This is a genomic window from Gelidimonas diazotrophica (assembly GCF_055694025.1).
In genome coordinates, this window is the sequence record NZ_CM146349.1 from 2,743,882 (window position 1) to 2,761,975 (window position 18,094).

General features: G+C 57.5%; 15 protein-coding genes. 8 read left to right on the forward strand and 7 right to left on the reverse strand.

Annotated features, from left to right (window positions below):
* The first annotated feature begins 105 nt into the window (after positions 1 to 105).
* Complete coding sequence (locus tag KGFNPO_RS12710) at positions 106 to 372, forward strand: hypothetical protein (protein ID WP_472631628.1); 267 nt, start codon at positions 106 to 108, stop codon at positions 370 to 372.
* 19 nt (positions 373 to 391) lie between these two features.
* Here the strand turns inward: KGFNPO_RS12710 and KGFNPO_RS12715 are convergent, their stop codons facing one another.
* The 4 genes from KGFNPO_RS12715 to KGFNPO_RS12730 all read right to left on the reverse strand — a co-directional run bounded on the left by KGFNPO_RS12715 (position 392) and on the right by KGFNPO_RS12730 (position 6,049).
* Positions 392 to 829 (reverse strand): gamma-butyrobetaine hydroxylase family protein, encoded by a 438-nt coding sequence (locus KGFNPO_RS12715; protein ID WP_472634472.1) that lies wholly within the window; start codon positions 827 to 829, stop codon positions 392 to 394.
* A gap of 41 nt (positions 830 to 870) precedes the next feature.
* Positions 871 to 1,302 (reverse strand): HIT family protein, encoded by a 432-nt coding sequence (locus KGFNPO_RS12720; protein WP_472634473.1) that lies wholly within the window; start codon positions 1,300 to 1,302, stop codon positions 871 to 873.
* 39 nt (positions 1,303 to 1,341) lie between these two features.
* Positions 1,342 to 5,337 (reverse strand): DUF3683 domain-containing protein, encoded by a 3,996-nt coding sequence (locus tag KGFNPO_RS12725; RefSeq protein ID WP_472631629.1) that lies wholly within the window; start codon positions 5,335 to 5,337, stop codon positions 1,342 to 1,344.
* 220 nt (positions 5,338 to 5,557) lie between these two features.
* The gene (locus tag KGFNPO_RS12730) at positions 5,558 to 6,049 is read right to left on the reverse strand and encodes a YqaA family protein (RefSeq protein ID WP_472631630.1); all 492 of its coding nucleotides are present in this window, start codon (positions 6,047 to 6,049) and stop codon (positions 5,558 to 5,560) included.
* Positions 6,050 to 6,250: 201 nt separating this feature from the next.
* Between KGFNPO_RS12730 and ilvA the strand changes: the two genes are divergently transcribed.
* From ilvA to rapZ, 6 genes are all read left to right on the forward strand, one after another.
* Entirely contained in the window at positions 6,251 to 7,786 is a 1,536-nt protein-coding gene (gene ilvA / locus KGFNPO_RS12735) for a threonine ammonia-lyase, biosynthetic (protein ID WP_472631631.1), read from the forward strand.
* Positions 7,787 to 7,814: 28 nt separating this feature from the next.
* Positions 7,815 to 8,663: an NADPH-dependent 7-cyano-7-deazaguanine reductase QueF gene (gene queF / locus KGFNPO_RS12740; RefSeq protein ID WP_472631632.1), complete on the forward strand. Its 849-nt coding sequence runs from the start codon at positions 7,815 to 7,817 to the stop codon at positions 8,661 to 8,663.
* A 55-nt stretch (positions 8,664 to 8,718) separates the two neighbouring features.
* Positions 8,719 to 9,348, forward strand: coding sequence for a hypothetical protein (locus KGFNPO_RS12745; protein WP_472631633.1), 630 nt, complete (start codon positions 8,719 to 8,721; stop codon positions 9,346 to 9,348).
* A gap of 243 nt (positions 9,349 to 9,591) precedes the next feature.
* Positions 9,592 to 10,074, forward strand: a complete 483-nt coding sequence (locus KGFNPO_RS12750) for a PTS sugar transporter subunit IIA (protein ID WP_472631634.1) — start codon at positions 9,592 to 9,594, stop codon at positions 10,072 to 10,074.
* Between the two features lie 61 nt (positions 10,075 to 10,135).
* Positions 10,136 to 11,074, forward strand: coding sequence for an HPr(Ser) kinase/phosphatase (gene hprK / locus KGFNPO_RS12755; protein WP_472631635.1), 939 nt, complete (start codon positions 10,136 to 10,138; stop codon positions 11,072 to 11,074).
* A 67-nt stretch (positions 11,075 to 11,141) separates the two neighbouring features.
* Positions 11,142 to 12,029: an RNase adapter RapZ gene (gene rapZ, locus KGFNPO_RS12760; RefSeq protein ID WP_472631636.1), complete on the forward strand. Its 888-nt coding sequence runs from the start codon at positions 11,142 to 11,144 to the stop codon at positions 12,027 to 12,029.
* 71 nt (positions 12,030 to 12,100) lie between these two features.
* Here rapZ and mutY read toward each other — a convergent pair whose 3' ends face one another.
* From mutY to mutM, 3 genes are read right to left on the reverse strand one after another with little or no spacing between them, the layout of a single operon-like run.
* A complete protein-coding gene (gene mutY / locus KGFNPO_RS12765) occupies positions 12,101 to 13,219 on the reverse strand; it encodes an A/G-specific adenine glycosylase (RefSeq protein ID WP_472634474.1) in 1,119 nt (372 codons plus the stop codon).
* Between the two features lie 57 nt (positions 13,220 to 13,276).
* Entirely contained in the window at positions 13,277 to 15,214 is a 1,938-nt protein-coding gene (locus KGFNPO_RS12770) for a dynamin family protein (protein WP_472631637.1), read from the reverse strand.
* A gap of 48 nt (positions 15,215 to 15,262) precedes the next feature.
* Positions 15,263 to 16,084, reverse strand: coding sequence for a bifunctional DNA-formamidopyrimidine glycosylase/DNA-(apurinic or apyrimidinic site) lyase (mutM, locus tag KGFNPO_RS12775; protein ID WP_472631638.1), 822 nt, complete (start codon positions 16,082 to 16,084; stop codon positions 15,263 to 15,265).
* Positions 16,085 to 16,208: 124 nt separating this feature from the next.
* On the opposite strand from mutM, the gene KGFNPO_RS12780 reads away from it, so the two are divergent.
* Entirely contained in the window at positions 16,209 to 18,035 is a 1,827-nt protein-coding gene (locus tag KGFNPO_RS12780; RefSeq protein ID WP_472631639.1) for a tetratricopeptide repeat protein, read from the forward strand.
* Positions 18,036 to 18,094: the final 59 nt, after the last annotated feature.

The window sequence follows — 18,094 nt, forward strand, 5'->3', positions numbered from 1 at the left end:
ATTGTTTTGCGTAACATGGCCGTCCTGCCGGAATCGTCGAATGACGAAATCGAACGGCTCTTCAATGATGGAATCGTCAGAAAATTATTACCGGGAGAGATAATCTTGGATATCTGCAGCGTGATTTTCATGAAAATTCATGCAAATAATCGGGAACAAACAGGTAAAACTAAAATACATGCAAGCAATTTTTGGTCACCAGTGGCTTGGCTTTTTAATGATTGCATGTCAACCGAGGTTAGAACGCTCGGTAAAAAAACCCGCATCAGCGCTGGGCTTGAGGCGGGTTTATGGACTTCCATCCAGTTCAATCTCTTGGTCAGGGAATCATTCCAGATTCTTTCCAAGGATGGAATTTTTTCGGCGCATTAATGCTTGTGACCGCGGCGCATTAATGCTTGTGGCCGCAAGCGTGAGCGTCGGAGGCGGCGGTCATGGGAGTCGTGCGTCCGGCATCGGCGCTATAGCCGGCGGCCTCCAGACGCGCCAGGTATTCAGCCCAGAGATCAGTCTGGTTGGCGCCCAGCCAATACAGGTAATCCCAGGCGAAGATGCCGGTATTGTGACCATCGGAAAAATGCGGCTGCACCGCGTAGTTGCCGACCGGCTCCAGCGCCGTCAATTCCACCTCGCGTTTGCCGGTTTGCAGCACTTCCTGCCCCGGGCCGTGACCGCGCACTTCGGCCGACGGCGAGTACACGCGCAGCAATTCGAACGGCAGCACGAAAGCAGCGCCATCGTTAAAAGTAATTTCCAGTACCTTTGATTGCTTGCGCACGGTCAATTCGGTCGGAATCGGAGTTGCTGCGGCCTGTTTCGATCCAGCCATGATTTCAGCCATGATAATTATCCAGTTATTGTCCAGTTTAGTTAGATTAGAGAAGCCAGCCGGGCCCGGATCGCGGTGCGCAAGGTCGGCAGCAGATCTCTGCGCTGCGCCAGGGTTTCGGGCGCTGTTGCGCGTTGCGCCTGGGCCCAGACCGGGGCGGGAAACTGCGCATCGTCCTCAAAACGCGGGATCACATGCCAGTGCAAATGCGGCACCATGTTGCCCAGGCTGGCCAGATTGATCTTGTGCGGCTGCATCACGTCGCGCACCGCAGCTTCGACTTGCCACACCGCCGCCATCAGCGAATTGCGCTCTGCCAGCGGCAGATCCGTCATTTCCTGCACATGACCGTTCCAGATCACGCGGCAAAAACCGGGATAGCCGGCATCATCCACCAGCACCACGTGCCAGTGAGCCGCAACATGCACGACTTCACCGCCCTGCAAAGAACATAATTCACAATCGATCTGCATCGTCAAGTCCGGTCCTTATACTGCTTCTTATACTGCTTCTTATACTAATACGCGCTCGATACCGCCTGCATTAGCGCGGGCGACGTATTCGGGCATCCAGTTCTGGCCCAGCAAATGCTTGGCCAGTTCGATCACGATGTAATCAGCATCGGTATCGCTATCGTCGTCGTAGCGCTTCAACCCTTGCAGGCAAGATGGGCAACTGGTCAGAATCTTGACTTCGCCGGTGAAACCATCGGCGCGCAGCTTGTCGGCACCCTTGACCATCTCTTCTTCCTTGCGGAAACGAATCTGGGTCGCGATGTCCGGGCGGCTGACCGCCAGCGTGCCGGATTCGCCGCAGCAACGATCGTTTTTCTCGATCTTGACGTTGTCCACGGTGCTGATCAAGGCATTGATGGTCTTGCCCGAATCTTGCAGTTTCATCGGGTTGTGGCACGGCTCGTGGTACATGTAGCGGGTGCCGGCCACGCCTTCCAATTTGACGCTTTTCTCCAGCAGGTATTCATGGATGTCGATGATCCGGCAACCTGGGAATATCTTGTCGAACTCATAGGTCGCCAGTTGATCGTAGCAAGTGCCGCACGACACGATCACGGTCTTGATATCGAGATAATTGAGCGTATTGGCCATACGATGAAACAGCACGCGATTGCTGGTCATCATTTTTTCGGCCTTGTCATACTCACCGTTGCCGCGTTGCGGATAACCGCAGCACAGATAACCCGGCGGCAATACGGTCTGCACGCCGACGTGCCACAACATCGCTTGCGTCGCAAGTCCTACCTGCGAAAACAGACGTTCCGAGCCGCAACCGGGGAAGTAGAACACCGCTTCGGTATCCGCCGTAGTGGTTTGCGGGTCGCGGATGATCGGCACGATTTTATCGTCTTCGATATCGAGCAACGCGCGCGCGGTTTTCTTGGGCAGATTGCCGGGCATCTTCTTGTTGATGAAGTGGATCACCTGTTCCCTGACCGCCGGTTTGCCGACGGAAGCCGGTGGCGCTTTGGTCTGCTTTTTAGCGAATTTTTTCAGGATGTCGTGACCCAGGCGCTGCGCCTTGTAACCCCAGCCAATCATCACTTGTCGAGTAGCGTTGATGGTGGCCGGATCGGTGGCGTTGAGAAAGAACATCGAGGCAGCGGTGCCGGGATTGAACTTCTTCTGTCCCATCTTGCGCAGCAGGTTGCGCATGTTCATCGACACCTCGCCGAAATCGATATCGACCGGGCATGGTGTTACACACTTGTGGCACACCGTGCAATGGTCGGCCACATCGGAAAACTCATCCCAGTGCTTGATCGAAATACCGCGCCGGGTTTGTTCTTCATACAGGAAGGCTTCCACCAGCAGCGAAGTCGCCAAAATCTTGTTGCGCGGCGAGTACAGCAAATTCGCCCGCGGTACATGGGTGGCGCACACCGGTTTGCACTTGCCGCAGCGCAGGCAATCCTTGATGCTATTCGAAATCGCGCCGATATCGCTTTGCTGCATGATCAGCGATTCGTGGCCCATCAGGCCGAACGACGGCGTGTAAGCGTTGCGCAAATCGGCCCCGGCCAGCAGCTTGCCCTTGTTGAAGCGGCCTTCCGGATCGATGCGCTGTTTGTAATCACGAAATGCGTCGATTTCAGTGTCGGTCAGGTATTCGATCTTGGTGATGCCGATACCGTGTTCGCCGGAAATCACGCCGCCCAGCGAACGCGCCAGCGCCATGATGCGGCTCACCGCTGCGTGGGCATCTTGCAGCATCTGGTAATCGTCGGAATTGACCGGGATATTGGTATGCACATTGCCGTCGCCGGCGTGCATGTGCAGCGCCACGAAAACGCGCCCGCGCAGCACGCGCTGATGGATTGCAGTGCACTCATCGAGGATCAATTTGAATGCAGCGCCGCTGAATATCTGGCGCAGCGCGGCGCGCACTTCCTGCTTCCAGGACACGCGCACGGTGCGATCTTGCAGCACATGAAATACCAGTGCATCCGGCTGCGCAATCAAACGTTGCGCAAACACGGGTGCCAGTTTTTCCAGGCCGAGCGTAAGCAGAATATCTCTCGATTGCGCCAGCGGCTTATCTATGTTTTCCAGCAAATAAGTCCAGCGCGCATGGGCCAGATCGAGCAATTCCATAGCCTGATGGGCGCGGTCTTCCAGCATTTCCGCATCGGGAATCGCCTCGCCTTCGGCATCCTCGCTCTTGCCGAGCGGCAGATTGCCGGCAGCGAAAAAACCGCGCAAGGCATCGATCAATTGCAGCTTGTTGCGAATCGACAGTTCGATATTGATATGCTCGATGCCATTGGTGTATTCGCCCATCCGGTCCAGCGGGATCACCACGTCTTCATTGATCTTGAAGGCGTTGGTATGCTTGGAAATAGCGGCGGTGCGGGCGCGGTCGAGCCAGAATTTCTTGCGCGCTTCAGGCGACACCGCGACGAAACCTTCGCCGACGCGGGTGTTGGCGATGCGCACCACTTCCGAGGCCGCTTGCGCGACCGCATTTTCGTCGTCGCCTACGATGTCGCCGAACAAAGCCATTTTCGGCAATACGCCGCGCTTGGATTTGGTGGCGTAGCCAACCGCACGCAAATAGCGCTCGTCCAGATGTTCCAGGCCGGCCAGCACTGCGCCGCCTTTTTTGGTTTCGGCATCGAGATAATCCTTGATTTCGACGATGCTCGGAATCGCGTCGCTGGCCTGACCGAAAAACTCCAGGCACACGGTGCGGGCGAATTTCGGCATTTTGTGCAAAATCCAGCACGCCGAAGTAATCAATCCGTCGCAGCCTTCTTTCTGAACGCCCGGCAAACCCGACAGGAATTTATCGGTTACATCCTTGCCCAAACCTTCCTTGCGAAATTTGCGGCCTTCGATCTCCAGCATTTCGGTTTTGAACGGTGTACTGCGCCCGCCTTTGGCCCCCGGATGCGACCATTCGAGCTTGAATTTCGCCATGGGCTGATCATGAATCTTGCCCAGATTGTGTTCAATGCGCGTGACTTCGAGCCAGTCGCCATTCGGGTCAACCATGCGCCACGAAGCTAAATTATCCAGCGCCGTGCCCCACAACACCGCCTTTTTGCCGCCGGCGTTCATCGCGACATTGCCGCCGATGCAGGATGCTTCAGCCGAAGTCGGATCGACCGCGAACACGAAACCGGCTTGCTCGGCGGCGTCCGAAACGCGCTTGGTGACTACGCCCGCGCCTGAATAAATGGTTGCGTATTCGCGATCCACGCCGGGCAGCGTGCGCATTTCAACCGCGCCCAGTTGCTCCAGTTTTTCGGTATTGATGACGGCCGAAAAAGGTGTCAGCGGAATCGCGCCGCCGGTATAACCGGTGCCGCCGCCGCGTGGAATGATGGTCAGACCGAGCACGATGCAGGCTTTGACCAGACCGGCCATTTCGTCTTCAGTATCGGGCGTGAGCACCACGAACGGATATTCGACGCGCCAGTCGGTGGCGTCGGTCACATGCGACACCCGGCTCAAACCGTCGAACTTGATATTGTCTTTCTCGGTATAGCGCCGCAGCTCTTTGGTGGCGCGTTTGCGCAAGTCGTAGGTGCGATGGAAATCCTCGGCAAAATCGGCCACCGCCTGGCGCGCCGCTTTCAGCAGCGCCTCCACGCTGACGCTGCGCTTGACCGCCTCGGCGTCGCCGGCATCGGCCAAGTCAGTGGTGACGCGACGGCGCTCGACTTCGGCCAGGCGATGGTTCAGCGCATCGATCAGGCTCTGGCGCCGCTTGGGGTTGTCCAGCATGTCGTCTTGCAGATAAGGATTGCGCTGCACCACCCAGATGTCGCCCAGGACTTCGTACAGCATCCTGGCGGAACGGCCGGTCTGGCGCGCGCCGCGTAGCGTGTCGAGCAGCTTCCAGGCTTCTTCGCCGAGCAAACGGATGACGATTTCGCGGTCGGAAAACGAGGTGTAGTTATAAGGAATTTCGCGCAAACGGGTCGGCGCAGCGCCGGGGCCGGCGGGCGCGTCTGAGAGCAAGGCTTGGATGTGTGCTGGGGCGTTCATGGCGTGGTGTTGGACTGACACTAAAAAAGCATTTTAGCGTATCGCGCCGCAGCACGTCGCAACAGCCTTACGCTTCATACGCCTTAACGCGGTTTGCCTGGAGTTTGGACCGGGCCTCTACATGATCTATTTATAGGTGGAGTATGCATTAAAACATGGCTGTTACCGCATACAATACAAGCGCATACATTTTATACCTGACGCTGTATATAAACTGCTACTAAGCCAGCCAGAGTGCGATTTGGCGCCACACGCCATTGGGTACACTGAGCAGCAGCCAGGTCACCGTGATGTAGCGGCAGAATTTACCCAGCGCCATATATGCAGCGCAAGGCCAGAACGGCAAGCGCAGCCAGCCGCCCAGGGTGCAAATCGGGTCGCCCACGCCGGGCAACCAGGCCAACAGCATCGTTTTCGCGCCGAAACGACGCAACCAGCCGAACCAGCGGCTTTCCCGCTCTTTTGCAAATACGCTCTTGGCGCCATAGCCGATCCAGTAATTGACCATGCCGCCGAGCGTATTGCCGGCGGTAGCCACCAGGATGACTTGCCAGAACAACGCAGTATCGGCCTTGATCACCGCAAAAATCAGCGGCTCCGAGCCCAACGGCAGCAAAGTCGCAGCGATAAATGCGATCACAAAAACCGATGTCAGCCCGATTTTTGGTAGCGCCAGAACGCCTAATAGCCAAGCGATTGCAGATTCGATCATGAAAGACTTTGGACGGTCGCGAAAAAAACGTCCATTATAATAAGCGACCAGCAATGACCACTTGGCATTTTTCACATCCACGTCATGGCTTGGCGCCTATCCGCGCTGATGCCAACTGCGCACCCGACCGGCCACCAGCCCTGTTCGAGCCGGATTGCGAACCAGATGATGCCGCACCCAAATCGACGCCACCCAAACATAATGAATACCGACTACCTGAAGAAAATCCTGACTGCCCGCGTCTATGACGTAGCCTCTGAAACCCCACTGGAATTCGCGCCCACTCTGTCTGAGCGCATGGGCAACAAAATTTATTTCAAGCGCGAAGACATGCAAAGCGTGTTCAGCTTCAAGCTGCGCGGCGCTTACAACAAGATGGCGCACTTAACGCCAGAACAATTGAAACGCGGCGTAATTTGCGCCTCGGCCGGCAACCATGCACAAGGCGTCGCATTGGCGGCGGCAAAGCTCGGCTGCAAGGCGATGATCGTGATGCCCACCACCACGCCGCCGGTCAAGGTCGAGGCGGTCAAGGCGCACGGCGGCGCACTGGTTGAAACCGTGTTGTTCGGCGAGTCCTTCACCGATGCCTGTGACCACGCGCTGACGCTGGAAAAGAAGCACAAGCTGACCTTCATCCACCCGTTCGACGATCCGTATGTGATCGCCGGCGCTGGCACCATTGGGATGGAAATCCTGCGCCAGCATTCCGGCCCGATCCACGCCATTTTCGTCGCCATCGGCGGCGGCGGCCTGATTGCCGGCGTAGCCGCGTATGTCAAGCAAGTGCGCCCCGACATCAAAATCATCGGCGTCCAAACCATCGATTCCGACGCCATGGCGCGCAGTCTGAAAGCCGGCAAACGCATCACGTTGCCCGATGTCGGCCTGTTTTCCGACGGTACTGCGGTCAAACTGGTCGGCGAAGAAACTTTCCGCCTCGCCCAGCAATATGTGGACGAAGTGATCCTGGTCGATACTGACGCCATCTGCGCCGCGATCAAGGATGTATTTACGGATACCCGCAGCATTCTGGAACCGGCCGGCGCATTGGCAGTAGCGGGCGCAAAAGCCTACATTGCACGCGCCAAGGCGGACAAAAAGCCGCTCAAGAACGAAACCCTGGTGACCATCGCCTGCGGCGCCAACATGAATTTCGACCGCCTGCGCTTCGTCGCCGAGCGGGCCGAAGTCGGCGAAGCGCGCGAAGCGGTGTTCGCCGTCACTATTCCAGAAGAGCGCGGCAGTTTCAAGCGCTTCTGCGAACTGATCGGGGAACGCAATGTGACCGAATTCAACTACCGCATCAGCGGCGAAAAAGAGGCGCATATCTTCGTCGGCATCCAGATCGCGAATCGCGACGAAGCCGACAAGATCGCCAAAAAATTCGAGAAACACGGCTTCAAGACGCTCGATTTGACCGATGACGAACTCGGAAAATTGCATATTCGCTACCTGGTCGGCGGCAAAAGCCCGCTGGCGCAAGACGAATTGCTGTACCGCTTCGAATTCCCCGAGCGGCCCGGCGCACTGTGTCGGTTCTTGTCCTGCATGGCGCCGAACTGGAACATCAGCCTGTTTCACTACCGCAACCACGGCGCCGATTACGGCCGCATTTTGATCGGCTTGCAAGTGCCGAAGAAAGAAATGAAAGACTTTCGCGCATTCCTGAACACGGTCGGCTACCGCCATTGGGATGAGAGCGAAAATCCAGTTTATAAACTGTTTTTGGGATAATTTTAGGATAATTTTAGGATAAGCATTGATGCACACGCCCTCCACGCCGGACCAGTCGCCACTGGGCAAACCCGCCAGTTACCAGGCCGAATACGCACCGGCCTTGCTGTTTCCGATCGCCCGCCAGGGCAAAAGGGATGAACTGGGGCTGGGGCCAGAGTTGGGCACCCTGCCCTTTTTCGGCCTCGACATCTGGAATGCTTACGAATTATCCTGGCTCAATCTGCGCGGCAAACCGCAAGTGGCGATTGCCACCATCACGGTGCCGGCCGATTCGCCCAACATCATCGAATCCAAATCCTTCAAGCTGTATCTGAATTCCTTCAACCAGACCCGGCTGGCGGGCACCGATGCGCTGCTGCACTTGCTGCACACCGATCTGTCGGCAGGATTCGGCGCGCCGGTGCAGGTTGCGCTGACCCTGCCGGAATCTTTCGGGACGCTGAAATTCGGCGAACTGGAAGGCCAGTTGCTGGACCGGCTGGATATTGAAGTCAGCGATTACACACCCAATCCGGCGCTACTTAAAACCATCCCCAACACAGCGCCGGTGCAACAAACGCTGGTGTCGCATCTGCTGAAATCGAATTGTCTGGTAACCGGCCAGCCGGACTGGGGCAGCGTGCAGATACGTTATTATGGCGCGCCAATCGATGAAGAAGGCTTGCTGCGATATTTAATCGGATTTCGCACCCACAATGAATTTCATGAGCAATGCGTGGAGCGGATTTTTATCGACATTCTGCGCCAATGCAAACCGCAAAAACTGGCGGTGTATGCACGTTACACGCGGCGCGGCGGACTCGACATCAACCCCTGGCGCAGCAATTTCAGCGCCGGCACACAAGCATTGAACTTACGCAATGCCCGCCAGTGACGCCGGCATTGGCGTCCAATAATCGAAATATCGAAGCAGTCGAGGACAGCACGCAATGACATGGTTCGCAACAAATTTTCTCAGGCAATGCAAGGCGGCAGCCAGCGGTTGCGGCCTTGCTGCGGTGCTGCTGGCCGCGTCCTGCAGCGCGACGGCGGCAGACAACCCAACTGAAAACGTCGAAAACCTCGGCTGGTGGCAGCAAACCAGGAACATGGTGCGCACCAAAGCCGAAGCAATCAACGATCAGGGCAAAACCAGCCTGTTCCTGTCCGGCTACGCGCATCACGGCAGAACCACCTACACGCCTGAACGCATCAGGGAATTCAACGAAAACGCCTGGGGCTTGGGCTACGGCAAAACCCTGCGCAACCCGGATGGAAATGAAGAATACCTGTTCGGGATGGCGATTTCGGATTCCCACTACGACCCGCAACTCATGGCCGGCTACGCCTACCAGTGGATCTGGCCGGTCGCTGGCAGACTGGAGGTCGGCGCCGGCTGGACTGCAATGCTCGTTAGCCGCACCGACACCTGGGGCGGCCTGCCGTTTCCGGCCGTCTTGCCGGTGGCCTCGATCGGTACCCCCGATGCAAAACTGATGGCCGCCTACATACCGCGCATTTCGAACAACAAGGGCAATGGCGACGTATTGTTCCTGTTCGGACGCATTAATTTCAACTGACTGATGTTGCGCACGTCCCTAATCGAAAAAATATGTCCACGAAAAACACGTGATATTTCAGTAATGCAGGCCTGCATACTGATAAATAACAGTCAAAAGAATTGTCATGCAGTTTTTCGTGCTTTTCGTGTTTTTCATGGACAAGTACTTAACATCTGTTGCACATCATTACTCACGCTGCAAAGAAGCTTATAATCGCCGTCACATGGACCGATTGTGCATTGCACCATTACTATTTGCATCATGACAAATCTCGCAAAAATATTGCCACCGAACAATGTCGTGCTCGACCTTGAAGTCTCTAGCAAGAAAAGAGCTTTCGAACAAGTCGGCCTGATTTTTGAAAATAATTGCGGTATCGCGCGCTCCAACGTATCCGACAACTTGTTCGCGCGGGAACGCCTGGGCTCGACCGGTCTCGGCCATGGCGTGGCGGTGCCGCACGGCCGCATCAAGGGCTTGAAAGCGCCGCTAGCCGCTTTCGTGCGCCTGGCCGAGCCAATTCCTTTCGAGTCCCCCGATGGACAACCGGTTAAATTGTTGATTTTCCTGCTGATTCCGGATCATGTGACACAGCAGCATCTGGAAATCCTGTCGGAAATAGCCGAGATGTTTTCCGATGATGCGATTCGTGCGGCGCTCACCGCTGACCCCGACATGGCATCCGTGCACCAACGCATAGTCTCCTGGGAACCACAACAGCAAAAAATTGCCGCCTCCCGCTAGCAGCTAACCGCCAACATTCCCAGCTTGCTGCCCCCCTTTCAAACCAGCACCCATTCCGACCATGCCACCAACAATGCCTCTCACTATTCAGCAACTGTTTGACGACAACCGTGAAGCACTGGAGCTGGGATGGTTTGCCGGCTTCTCCGGCAGCGAACGACTGATATCCGGCGACGCCGCCTCGGCGGCGGACCAGGTCGGCCATCTGAACCTGATTCATCCGGGGCGGATTCAAGTGTTCGGGCATCAGGAAATCGAATATTACAAAAATCTCAGGGTGCAGTCGCGCGACTATCAAACGCACGAACTGATGGCGGGCGAGCCGCCGGCGCTGATCATTGCGCAGGGGCTGGAAACACCAATCGACATCATGGCCGGCTGCGATGAGAAAAACATCCCGTTGTTTTCCACTCCCTTGCCGGCCGCGCAGGTGATCGATTATCTGCGGGTCTATTTGTCCAAAAAACTCGCGCAACACATCACGATGCACGGCGTATTCATGGATGTGCTGGGAGTCGGCGTGCTCATTACCGGCGAGTCGGGGCTCGGCAAAAGCGAGCTGGGGCTGGAACTGATCTCGCGCAGCCACGGCCTGGTAGCGGACGACGCGGTCGAATTTTCGCGCATCGCGCCGAACATGATCGAGGGCCGTTGCCCCAAGTTGTTGCAAAACCTGCTGGAAGTGCGCGGCCTGGGCTTGCTGGACATCAAGACGATCTTTGGCGAGACGGCGGTGCGCCGCAAGATGCGGCTCAAACTGATCGTGCACCTGGTGCGCCGCGGCGTGCTGGAAGATCATATGGACCGGCTGCCGTTCGAATCGCAGACCGAAGACGTGCTGGGACTGCCGGTGCGCAAGGTCATCGTTCCGGTGGCGGCAGGTCGCAACATCGCGGTCTTGCTGGAGGCGGCGGTACGCAACACCATCCTGCAATTGCGCGGCATCGATACGCTGGAACAATTCATGGAACGGCAGCGCAAGGCGATGAGCGAAGATTGACGTTATGATGGAAAGACTAAACGTCTCCCCCATCTCTTTTCCTCTTCCTCTATAAAATCATAGATCCATGCGCATTATTCTCATTACCGGAATTTCCGGCTCCGGCAAATCGGTCGCACTGAATGCGCTGGAGGACGCCGGCGTGTATTGCGTCGACAACCTGCCGCCGACCCTGCTGCGCGCTCTGATTGCAACTCTTAGTGCAGAGGGCGTCGATACTGCAGCGATTGCCATCGATGCGCGCAGCGCCAAATCGTTCGCTGCGCTACCGGCCGACATCGAGCGCCTGAAAAGCGAAGGGCACGACGTCAAGGTCTTGTTTCTGACGGCCAAAACCGAATCGCTGATCACACGATTTTCCGAGACGCGCCGCAGCCACCCGCTGTCGCACCGCGCCGATTTTGGGCAAGGCGCGCAACGACACAGCACCCTGGAAGAATGCATCCGGGAAGAGCGTGAAACATTGGTAGCCTTCGAAGGCTACAGTCAGGTAATCGACACTTCCGGCATGAGTGTCAACAAATTGCGGCTGTGGATCTCCGATCTGGTCGAAATCAAGGGCACACCGCTGACGCTGCTATTCGAATCGTTTGCCTTCAAATTCGGCGTCCCGCTGGATGCCGACCTGGTATTTGACGTGCGCACTCTGTCGAACCCGTTTTACGACAGCAACCTGCGCGCGCTGACGGGCCGCGATGGGCCGGTCATCGCCTTCCTGGATGCAGAACCGGACGCCGCCGACCTGTTCAACGATATTCGCAATTTCGTCGAAAAATGGCTGCCGGCCTTCAAGAAAAATAACCGCAGTTACCTGACGGTGGCCATCGGCTGCACCGGCGGTCAGCACCGCTCGGTGTATATGGCCGAACAGCTGGCACAATACTTTGAACACGCGGAGCACGTGGTATTGCGCCATCGAGAACTTGGACCACGACCAGAGAAAGTGGCAGTATAGGTAAAAACACTGTATTTACCGCATATATTCAGTGTATTTTGTAAAATACAATATACGGTATATTTTTTATCTCAGCCAGTTTGCAGCGCTTTCGCGGCCGCGCCGAACAACGCCAGCAGCAGTTTCTTGACCGGTGCCGGCAGCGGTGCATCAGCCAGTTGGCTCTGTGCATACCAGACGTGACTGCCCTGTCCTGCCGGTGTCAAACGGCGCGCCAGCCTGACCCGATACGGCGTGACCTGCAACTTGAAGTGGGTAAAACCGTGGAAAAACGACGGCAATGGCTGGCAAGACGCGATGCTGCCGAACGGCGCGACGATGCGGGCGACCGATTGCGCAAACTGTGCCGGGTCCGGCAACTGCTCCGGATTCAGCGCGGTTTGCCCATCCACTTCCGGCAACGATAGCAGGCCACCCCAAATTCCATTGTCCGGACGCAACTGCAACAGCACCTGATCTCCGTCGGTAATGATCAGCATCGCGGTCTGCTTATGCGGTACCGGCGGCTTCGGTTTGCGCATCGGCAATAACGCAACCCGATCGCTGGCATACGCCACGCAGCGCGACATCAACGGACATCTGCCGCAGGCCGGTTTGCTGCGCGTGCATAGCGTCGCCCCTAAATCCATCAAACCCTGGGTGTAAGCCTCGATGCCACACTGTGGCAGCAAGGCTTGCGCGCGCAGCCAAAGCGCATCTTCCACCGGTTTGGCGCTGGGATAACCTTCGATCCCGAAGGCGCGCATCAGCACGCGCTTGACGTTGGCGTCCAGGATGGCGGCCCGCACCCCTTGCGAGAATGCGGCAATGGCGGCGGCGGTGGAGCGGCCGATGCCGGGCAATTCGGCCAGCAAGACGGGATCAGCCGGGAAAACCCCGCCATACTCCGCCACCACGCGCTGCGCGCAGCGGTGCAAATTGCGTGCGCGCGAATAATAGCCGAGGCCGCTCCAGTGCGACATCACGGCTTCAGAAGACGCGGCAGCAAGGGAAAACAGGTCGGGAAAACGTATCAGGAAGCGGTTGTAATAAGGAATCACTGCGGCAACCTGGGTCTGCTGCAACATGATTTCCGAGAGCCAGATGCGGTAGGCGTCGTGCGTGTTTTGCCATGGCAGCAGATGGCGGCCGTGTTCTTTTTGCCATCCGATCACGCAGGCGGAAAAGCTCGGATCGATGAAATCATCGATCTGCTGCCTATCAGTATCAGCATTGGCGCCGGCGTCGGCTTTCGCGTATTTGTACAACTATGCAGCCTGCAGCAGCGGTGCGGCGCCAGTTGCCAAGGCTGCCATCAGTGCGTGTTGCAATTGCAGCATGGTGTCTTTATGTACCTGCAAATCAATCTGGATTACCTCGATGGCCTGGATTTTTTCTTCCAGGCTATCGGTCGCCAGATGAATGCGCTGCATCGATTGCAGGCGCCGTTTCAACTGACTCTTGTGCTCGCGGATCTGGGCTTCGAGCGGCGCCATGATGACTTTCAGCCAGGCTTCAACGTCGCGGTTGGCCTGCAAGAAGCTGTGCTTGACGCGCGAGACGATCGAGTCGAAGAATTTCTGCATCAGCACTACCTGTGGCGTGGTCATGATGGCGGCGGCGCCGAACTGCTTTTGATACACGGTCTCGATCAGCTCGATTTCATTGCAGTATTTTTGTAGCGAGAACGGCATCGGCATCGATACCGCCAGGCCGTGTTCGGTCGAAAATTTACGGTACATGACCGTCATCATTTCGGTAATTTCTTCGGTCTTTTGCCCGGATAGCGCCAGATGGTGTTTGGCTCGGCCAAAAAACACCCGCACCGCCTGGCGCAAGCCGATAGAAAAATTACTTTGTTGCATCGCATCGCGCGCGCTCAGGATGTCTTCCTTGAGGATTTCCATGCCGAGGTTAGTGAACACTTCCATCGACAGGCGCGTAAAAACCGCACGCGTGCCCTGCAATTTCAGCAAGCTTTCATCGAATTCCTTTTTCTCGACGTCGATGCGCTGCATCATGTGTTCGATAACCCTGCGATTCTTGCCGCGCAGGTTTTTCAGCTCCATCAGTTGCTCCGTGACATTGCGCGCACGCGTCGACAACACCGTCAGGTGCTCCGCAGTCATCGACTCGATGTCAGCCGTCAACTGGGCTCGGATGATTTCTTTTTTAGCCGGAATCAGCGCGTTCGCCAACGCATCCTCCAGCGCCGGCAAACGGCTCCTGGCCAGCAATTGCGGGTCGCGGTTGATTTTGCCAACCAGCCCTTTTTGTGCCGACACCGGAAAGACCTGCTTATCCGGCAATGCCAGCATCTGTGTAACGCTCTCAATCTGCCGCTCGATTTGCCGTTCCACCTCTTCCGGGCTGCGCAGTTCATCCCACATGCTGTCGATTTTGTTGAGCACTACCATGCGCCCAGGGCCGGAACCGATATGGTTGCGCCAGACCTCGATGTCGCTCTTGGTAACGCCGGTATCGGCGGCCAGCACGAACAGCACCGCGTGGGCGTTCGGAATCAGGTTCAGCGTCAGTTCAGGCTCGGTGCCGATCGCATTCAGGCCCGGCGTATCGATGATGATCAAGCCCTGTTTCAGCAGCGGATGCGGAAAATTCACGATCGCGTGCCTCCAGCGGGAAATTTCGACCTGCCCTTGAGCATCGACCGTCAGGCCGTCATCCGGATTGGCGGCGTCGAACAAGCCATACCTGATCGCTTCCTCGACTGGCACGCGCTTGGTCAGGCTGACCTGCTTGAATGCCTCCAGCATACCGTCGGAGGATGAAATATCCAGCGGCAGCACGGTCCAGACCTTGCTTTGCCCCTTGAAATCGCTGGTGGAAAGGATTTCGGCCCGGGTTTCGATCGGCAACAGGCGGATCGACGGCGGAAAAGTTTCGTCGTACAACAGTTCGGTCGGGCACATGGTGGTGCGGCCAGCCGAAGATGGCAGGATGCGCTGGCCGTAATCGGCAAAGAAAATCGCATTGATCAGCTCCGACTTGCCACGCGAGAATTCGGCCACGAAAGCGATCGACAGCTTGTCATCGGCCAGCTTGCCCAGCAAGCGGGTGATGCGCTGTTCGCTGGCGGTATCCGACAATTGCGACTGCCCGGTCCATGTGCGGTAGCGTCCCAGCGCCACCGTCACGCCGGCGCGCCACTCACTGTAAGCTTCGAATTTTCTGACCAGATTGCTCATGTTGCTCCAAATAAATCTATTTGATTGCGCTCAATCTAGCACTCTCGCTTACTTTTGACAATTTACACAGTAAAACGTCGAACGCTGTCCCTGCTTGATCTGCCGGATCGCCCCGCCGCAGACCCTGCAAGCCACACCGCGACGATCATAGACGCAATACGACTGCTGAAAATATCCGCTTTGGCCGTCGGCACCGATGAAATCGCGCAAAGTGCTACCGCCCTGGATGATCGCGGCGGCCAGTATGTCGCGGATCGCTTGCGCCAGTTTCTCGTAGCGGGCCAGGCCGATGCGGTGGGCCGGCGTTTTCGGATTGATGCCGGCTCGAAACAGACTTTCGGAAGCGTAGATATTGCCCACGCCCACCACGATATCGCCGGCCAGCAACACTTGCTTGATCGCCGCCCGCCGCAGGCGAGTCTGCCGGTACAGCAGCTGGCCTGAAAAGTCGGAGCCGAAGGGTTCCACCCCCAAGCCGCGCAACAACAGATGCTGCTCGACCTCGCCGTCCTGGGCCGGGTGCCACAATACCGCGCCAAAGCGGCGCGGATCGGTCAGGCGCAACAACTGGCTGCCAACCTGCAGATCGAAATGGTCGTGTTTTTGCGGCGCACTTCCCAAGGGCAGGATGCGCAAATGGCCGGACATGCCCAAGTGGATGATCAGCGTGCCATGCGCGAAACCGATCAACAGGTATTTGCCGCGTCGCCCGGTCAGGCCGATGGTGCGCCCACATAACAGTGCAGGCAGATCGTCGGGGAAAGGCCAACGCAAGCCGGCGCGGCGCAACACCACGCCGGTTACGATGTGTCCCTCCAGATAAGGTGCAACGCCGCGGCGGGTAACTTCAACTTCAGGCAGTTCTGGCATGATGGTCTCAATCCGAATAAGCACGCACAATACACAAGTTCCGCAGACAATGCTCAACCCATGGGGATGTGGTTGAGGGTAAAATCGTCGCTCGCACCCCAGTACCCTTGCCAGGATTAATCACTTGAAAAACACCATCGTCATTGCAAGTCTTGCGCTCATGCTATCCGCATGCGCGGCTTTGCAGCCTGAATCCACCACCCTGCAAGAGCAAGTTGTGGCCGAAGCTGCTGCCGAACCGGCCACCGGCAGCGTGCCGCTTGATCCGCCAGACATGGGCGAACCCGGCGCCGAGCCAGACCGGGCGGACAATAAAGACGCGCTACCGGCGACCGTGCTGACGAATGAAATTCTGTTCAAGCTGATGGCGGCCGAAATCGCCTTTCAACGCGGCCAGTGGCAAGCTGCCTACATTACCACCCTGGCCGTGGCCCAGGAAACGCGCGACCCACGCATCGCCCGGCGCGCGGCGGAATTTGCGATGAGCGTGAGCCAACCGGCCGAAGCCCTGTCGGCGATCCGGCTGTGGCGCGAACTGGCGCCGCACTCGGAAGAAGCGACCCAGTATTACCTCGGGTTGGTAATCCTGTCCGACCAACTGGCGCAGGCCCAGCCCCTGCTCGCAGAGCGGCTCAAGGCAGCCAGCCCGCAAGAGCGCGGCGAACTGATCGTCCAGATTCAGCGTCTGCTGCTGCGTGCCAAAAATAAGGCCAGCGCCTTCGACATGCTGGAGCAATTGCTGGCGCCTTACGCCAGCTTGCCGCAGACGCCGCTGGCACTGGCGCAAGGCGCACTTGCCAAGGGCGACCGGGAACGCGCCTTCGAGGAAGCCAGCCGCGCACTCAAGGCCGAACCGGACTCTGAATTGGCGGCGCTGACGCTGGCCCAGATGAGCGCCGACCAGAACGCTTCGGTTGCAGTGCTTACGCAGTTCCTGGACAGTCATCCGCAAGCGCGCGAAGTCCGCATGGCGTATGCGCGCATCCTGGTCGAACAAAAGCAGTTCGAACTGGCGGGCGGGCAGTTTGAAACCCTGCTCAAGGCGCAACCGCATGATCTGGGAGCAATTTACGCGCTGGGTATTCTGGGGGTGCAGGCCCACGATCTGGGCAGTGCCGAAAAATACCTCAGTACTTATATTGCAGCGCTGGAAAACATGCCGCGCGAGCAGCGCGATCCGACCCAGGCGCTGATGATCCTGGCCCAGATCGCCGAAGACCGCAATGACAGCGCAGGCGCGCTGCGCTGGCTGGAAAAAATCGCGCCGGGCGAACTGCAGAGCCCGGCCTACTTCAGCGCATTGCTGAAACGGGCGCAACTGATCGCCAAACAAGGCGACTTGCCGGCTGCCCAAAGTCTGCTGAAGGATTACGCCAGCGAGAACGCCCAGCAGCAGGCACAGATCATCCTGGCGCAAGCACTGATCCTGCGCGAAGCAGGCCAGCACCGCAATGCACTCTCGGTTCTGGAGGCCGGCCGCAAGCGCTTCCCGGACAATACCGAACTGCTGTACGACGCCGCAATGGCTGCAGAAAAACTGCAGCAGTACAAGCAAATGGAGACTACGCTACGCCGCATCATCAAGCTCGAACCCCAGAAACAGCACGCCTACAATGCGCTCGGCTACTCGCTGGCGGAGCGCAATCTGCGCCTGCCGGAAGCCCGTACGCTGATCGCCCGGGCACTGGAACTGGCGCCGGAAGATCCGTTCATCATGGACAGCATGGGCTGGGTCGAATTCCGGCTAGGCAATTTCAAGCAAGCCGAGGCCCTGTTGCGCCGCGCCTACGCGCTGCGGCCGGACGTTGAAATCGGCACCCATCTGGGGGAAGTGCTGTGGATGAGTGGCAAAAAAGACGAGGCGCAACAACTGTGGCGCGCCGCACTTGTCAAGGAACCGGCTAACGCAATACTGAAAAGCACGCTGACCAGACTCAAGGTACAGCTCTAAAGCTGATTCATGGAAACAATATACTACATACCGTATTTTTCAAACCAGCCTAAAATAAT

What these genes read in the sequence shown, in the direction of transcription:
- KGFNPO_RS12715 (WP_472634472.1), bottom strand. Translation starts at nt 829, where the DNA reads ATGGCTGGATCGAAACAGGCCGCAGCAACTCCGATTCCGACCGAATTG.
- KGFNPO_RS12720 (WP_472634473.1), bottom strand. Translation starts at nt 1,302, where the DNA reads ATGCAGATCGATTGTGAATTATGTTCTTTGCAGGGCGGTGAAGTCGTG.
- KGFNPO_RS12725 (WP_472631629.1), bottom strand. Translation starts at nt 5,337, where the DNA reads ATGAACGCCCCAGCACACATCCAAGCCTTGCTCTCAGACGCGCCCGCC.
- KGFNPO_RS12730 (WP_472631630.1), bottom strand. Translation starts at nt 6,049, where the DNA reads ATGATCGAATCTGCAATCGCTTGGCTATTAGGCGTTCTGGCGCTACCA.
- ilvA (WP_472631631.1), top strand. Translation starts at nt 6,251, where the DNA reads ATGAATACCGACTACCTGAAGAAAATCCTGACTGCCCGCGTCTATGAC.
- queF (WP_472631632.1), top strand. Translation starts at nt 7,815, where the DNA reads ATGCACACGCCCTCCACGCCGGACCAGTCGCCACTGGGCAAACCCGCC.
- KGFNPO_RS12745 (WP_472631633.1), top strand. Translation starts at nt 8,719, where the DNA reads ATGACATGGTTCGCAACAAATTTTCTCAGGCAATGCAAGGCGGCAGCC.
- KGFNPO_RS12750 (WP_472631634.1), top strand. Translation starts at nt 9,592, where the DNA reads ATGACAAATCTCGCAAAAATATTGCCACCGAACAATGTCGTGCTCGAC.
- hprK (WP_472631635.1), top strand. Translation starts at nt 10,136, where the DNA reads ATGCCACCAACAATGCCTCTCACTATTCAGCAACTGTTTGACGACAAC.
- rapZ (WP_472631636.1), top strand. Translation starts at nt 11,142, where the DNA reads ATGCGCATTATTCTCATTACCGGAATTTCCGGCTCCGGCAAATCGGTC.
- KGFNPO_RS12770 (WP_472631637.1), bottom strand. Translation starts at nt 15,214, where the DNA reads ATGAGCAATCTGGTCAGAAAATTCGAAGCTTACAGTGAGTGGCGCGCC.
- mutM (WP_472631638.1), bottom strand. Translation starts at nt 16,084, where the DNA reads ATGCCAGAACTGCCTGAAGTTGAAGTTACCCGCCGCGGCGTTGCACCT.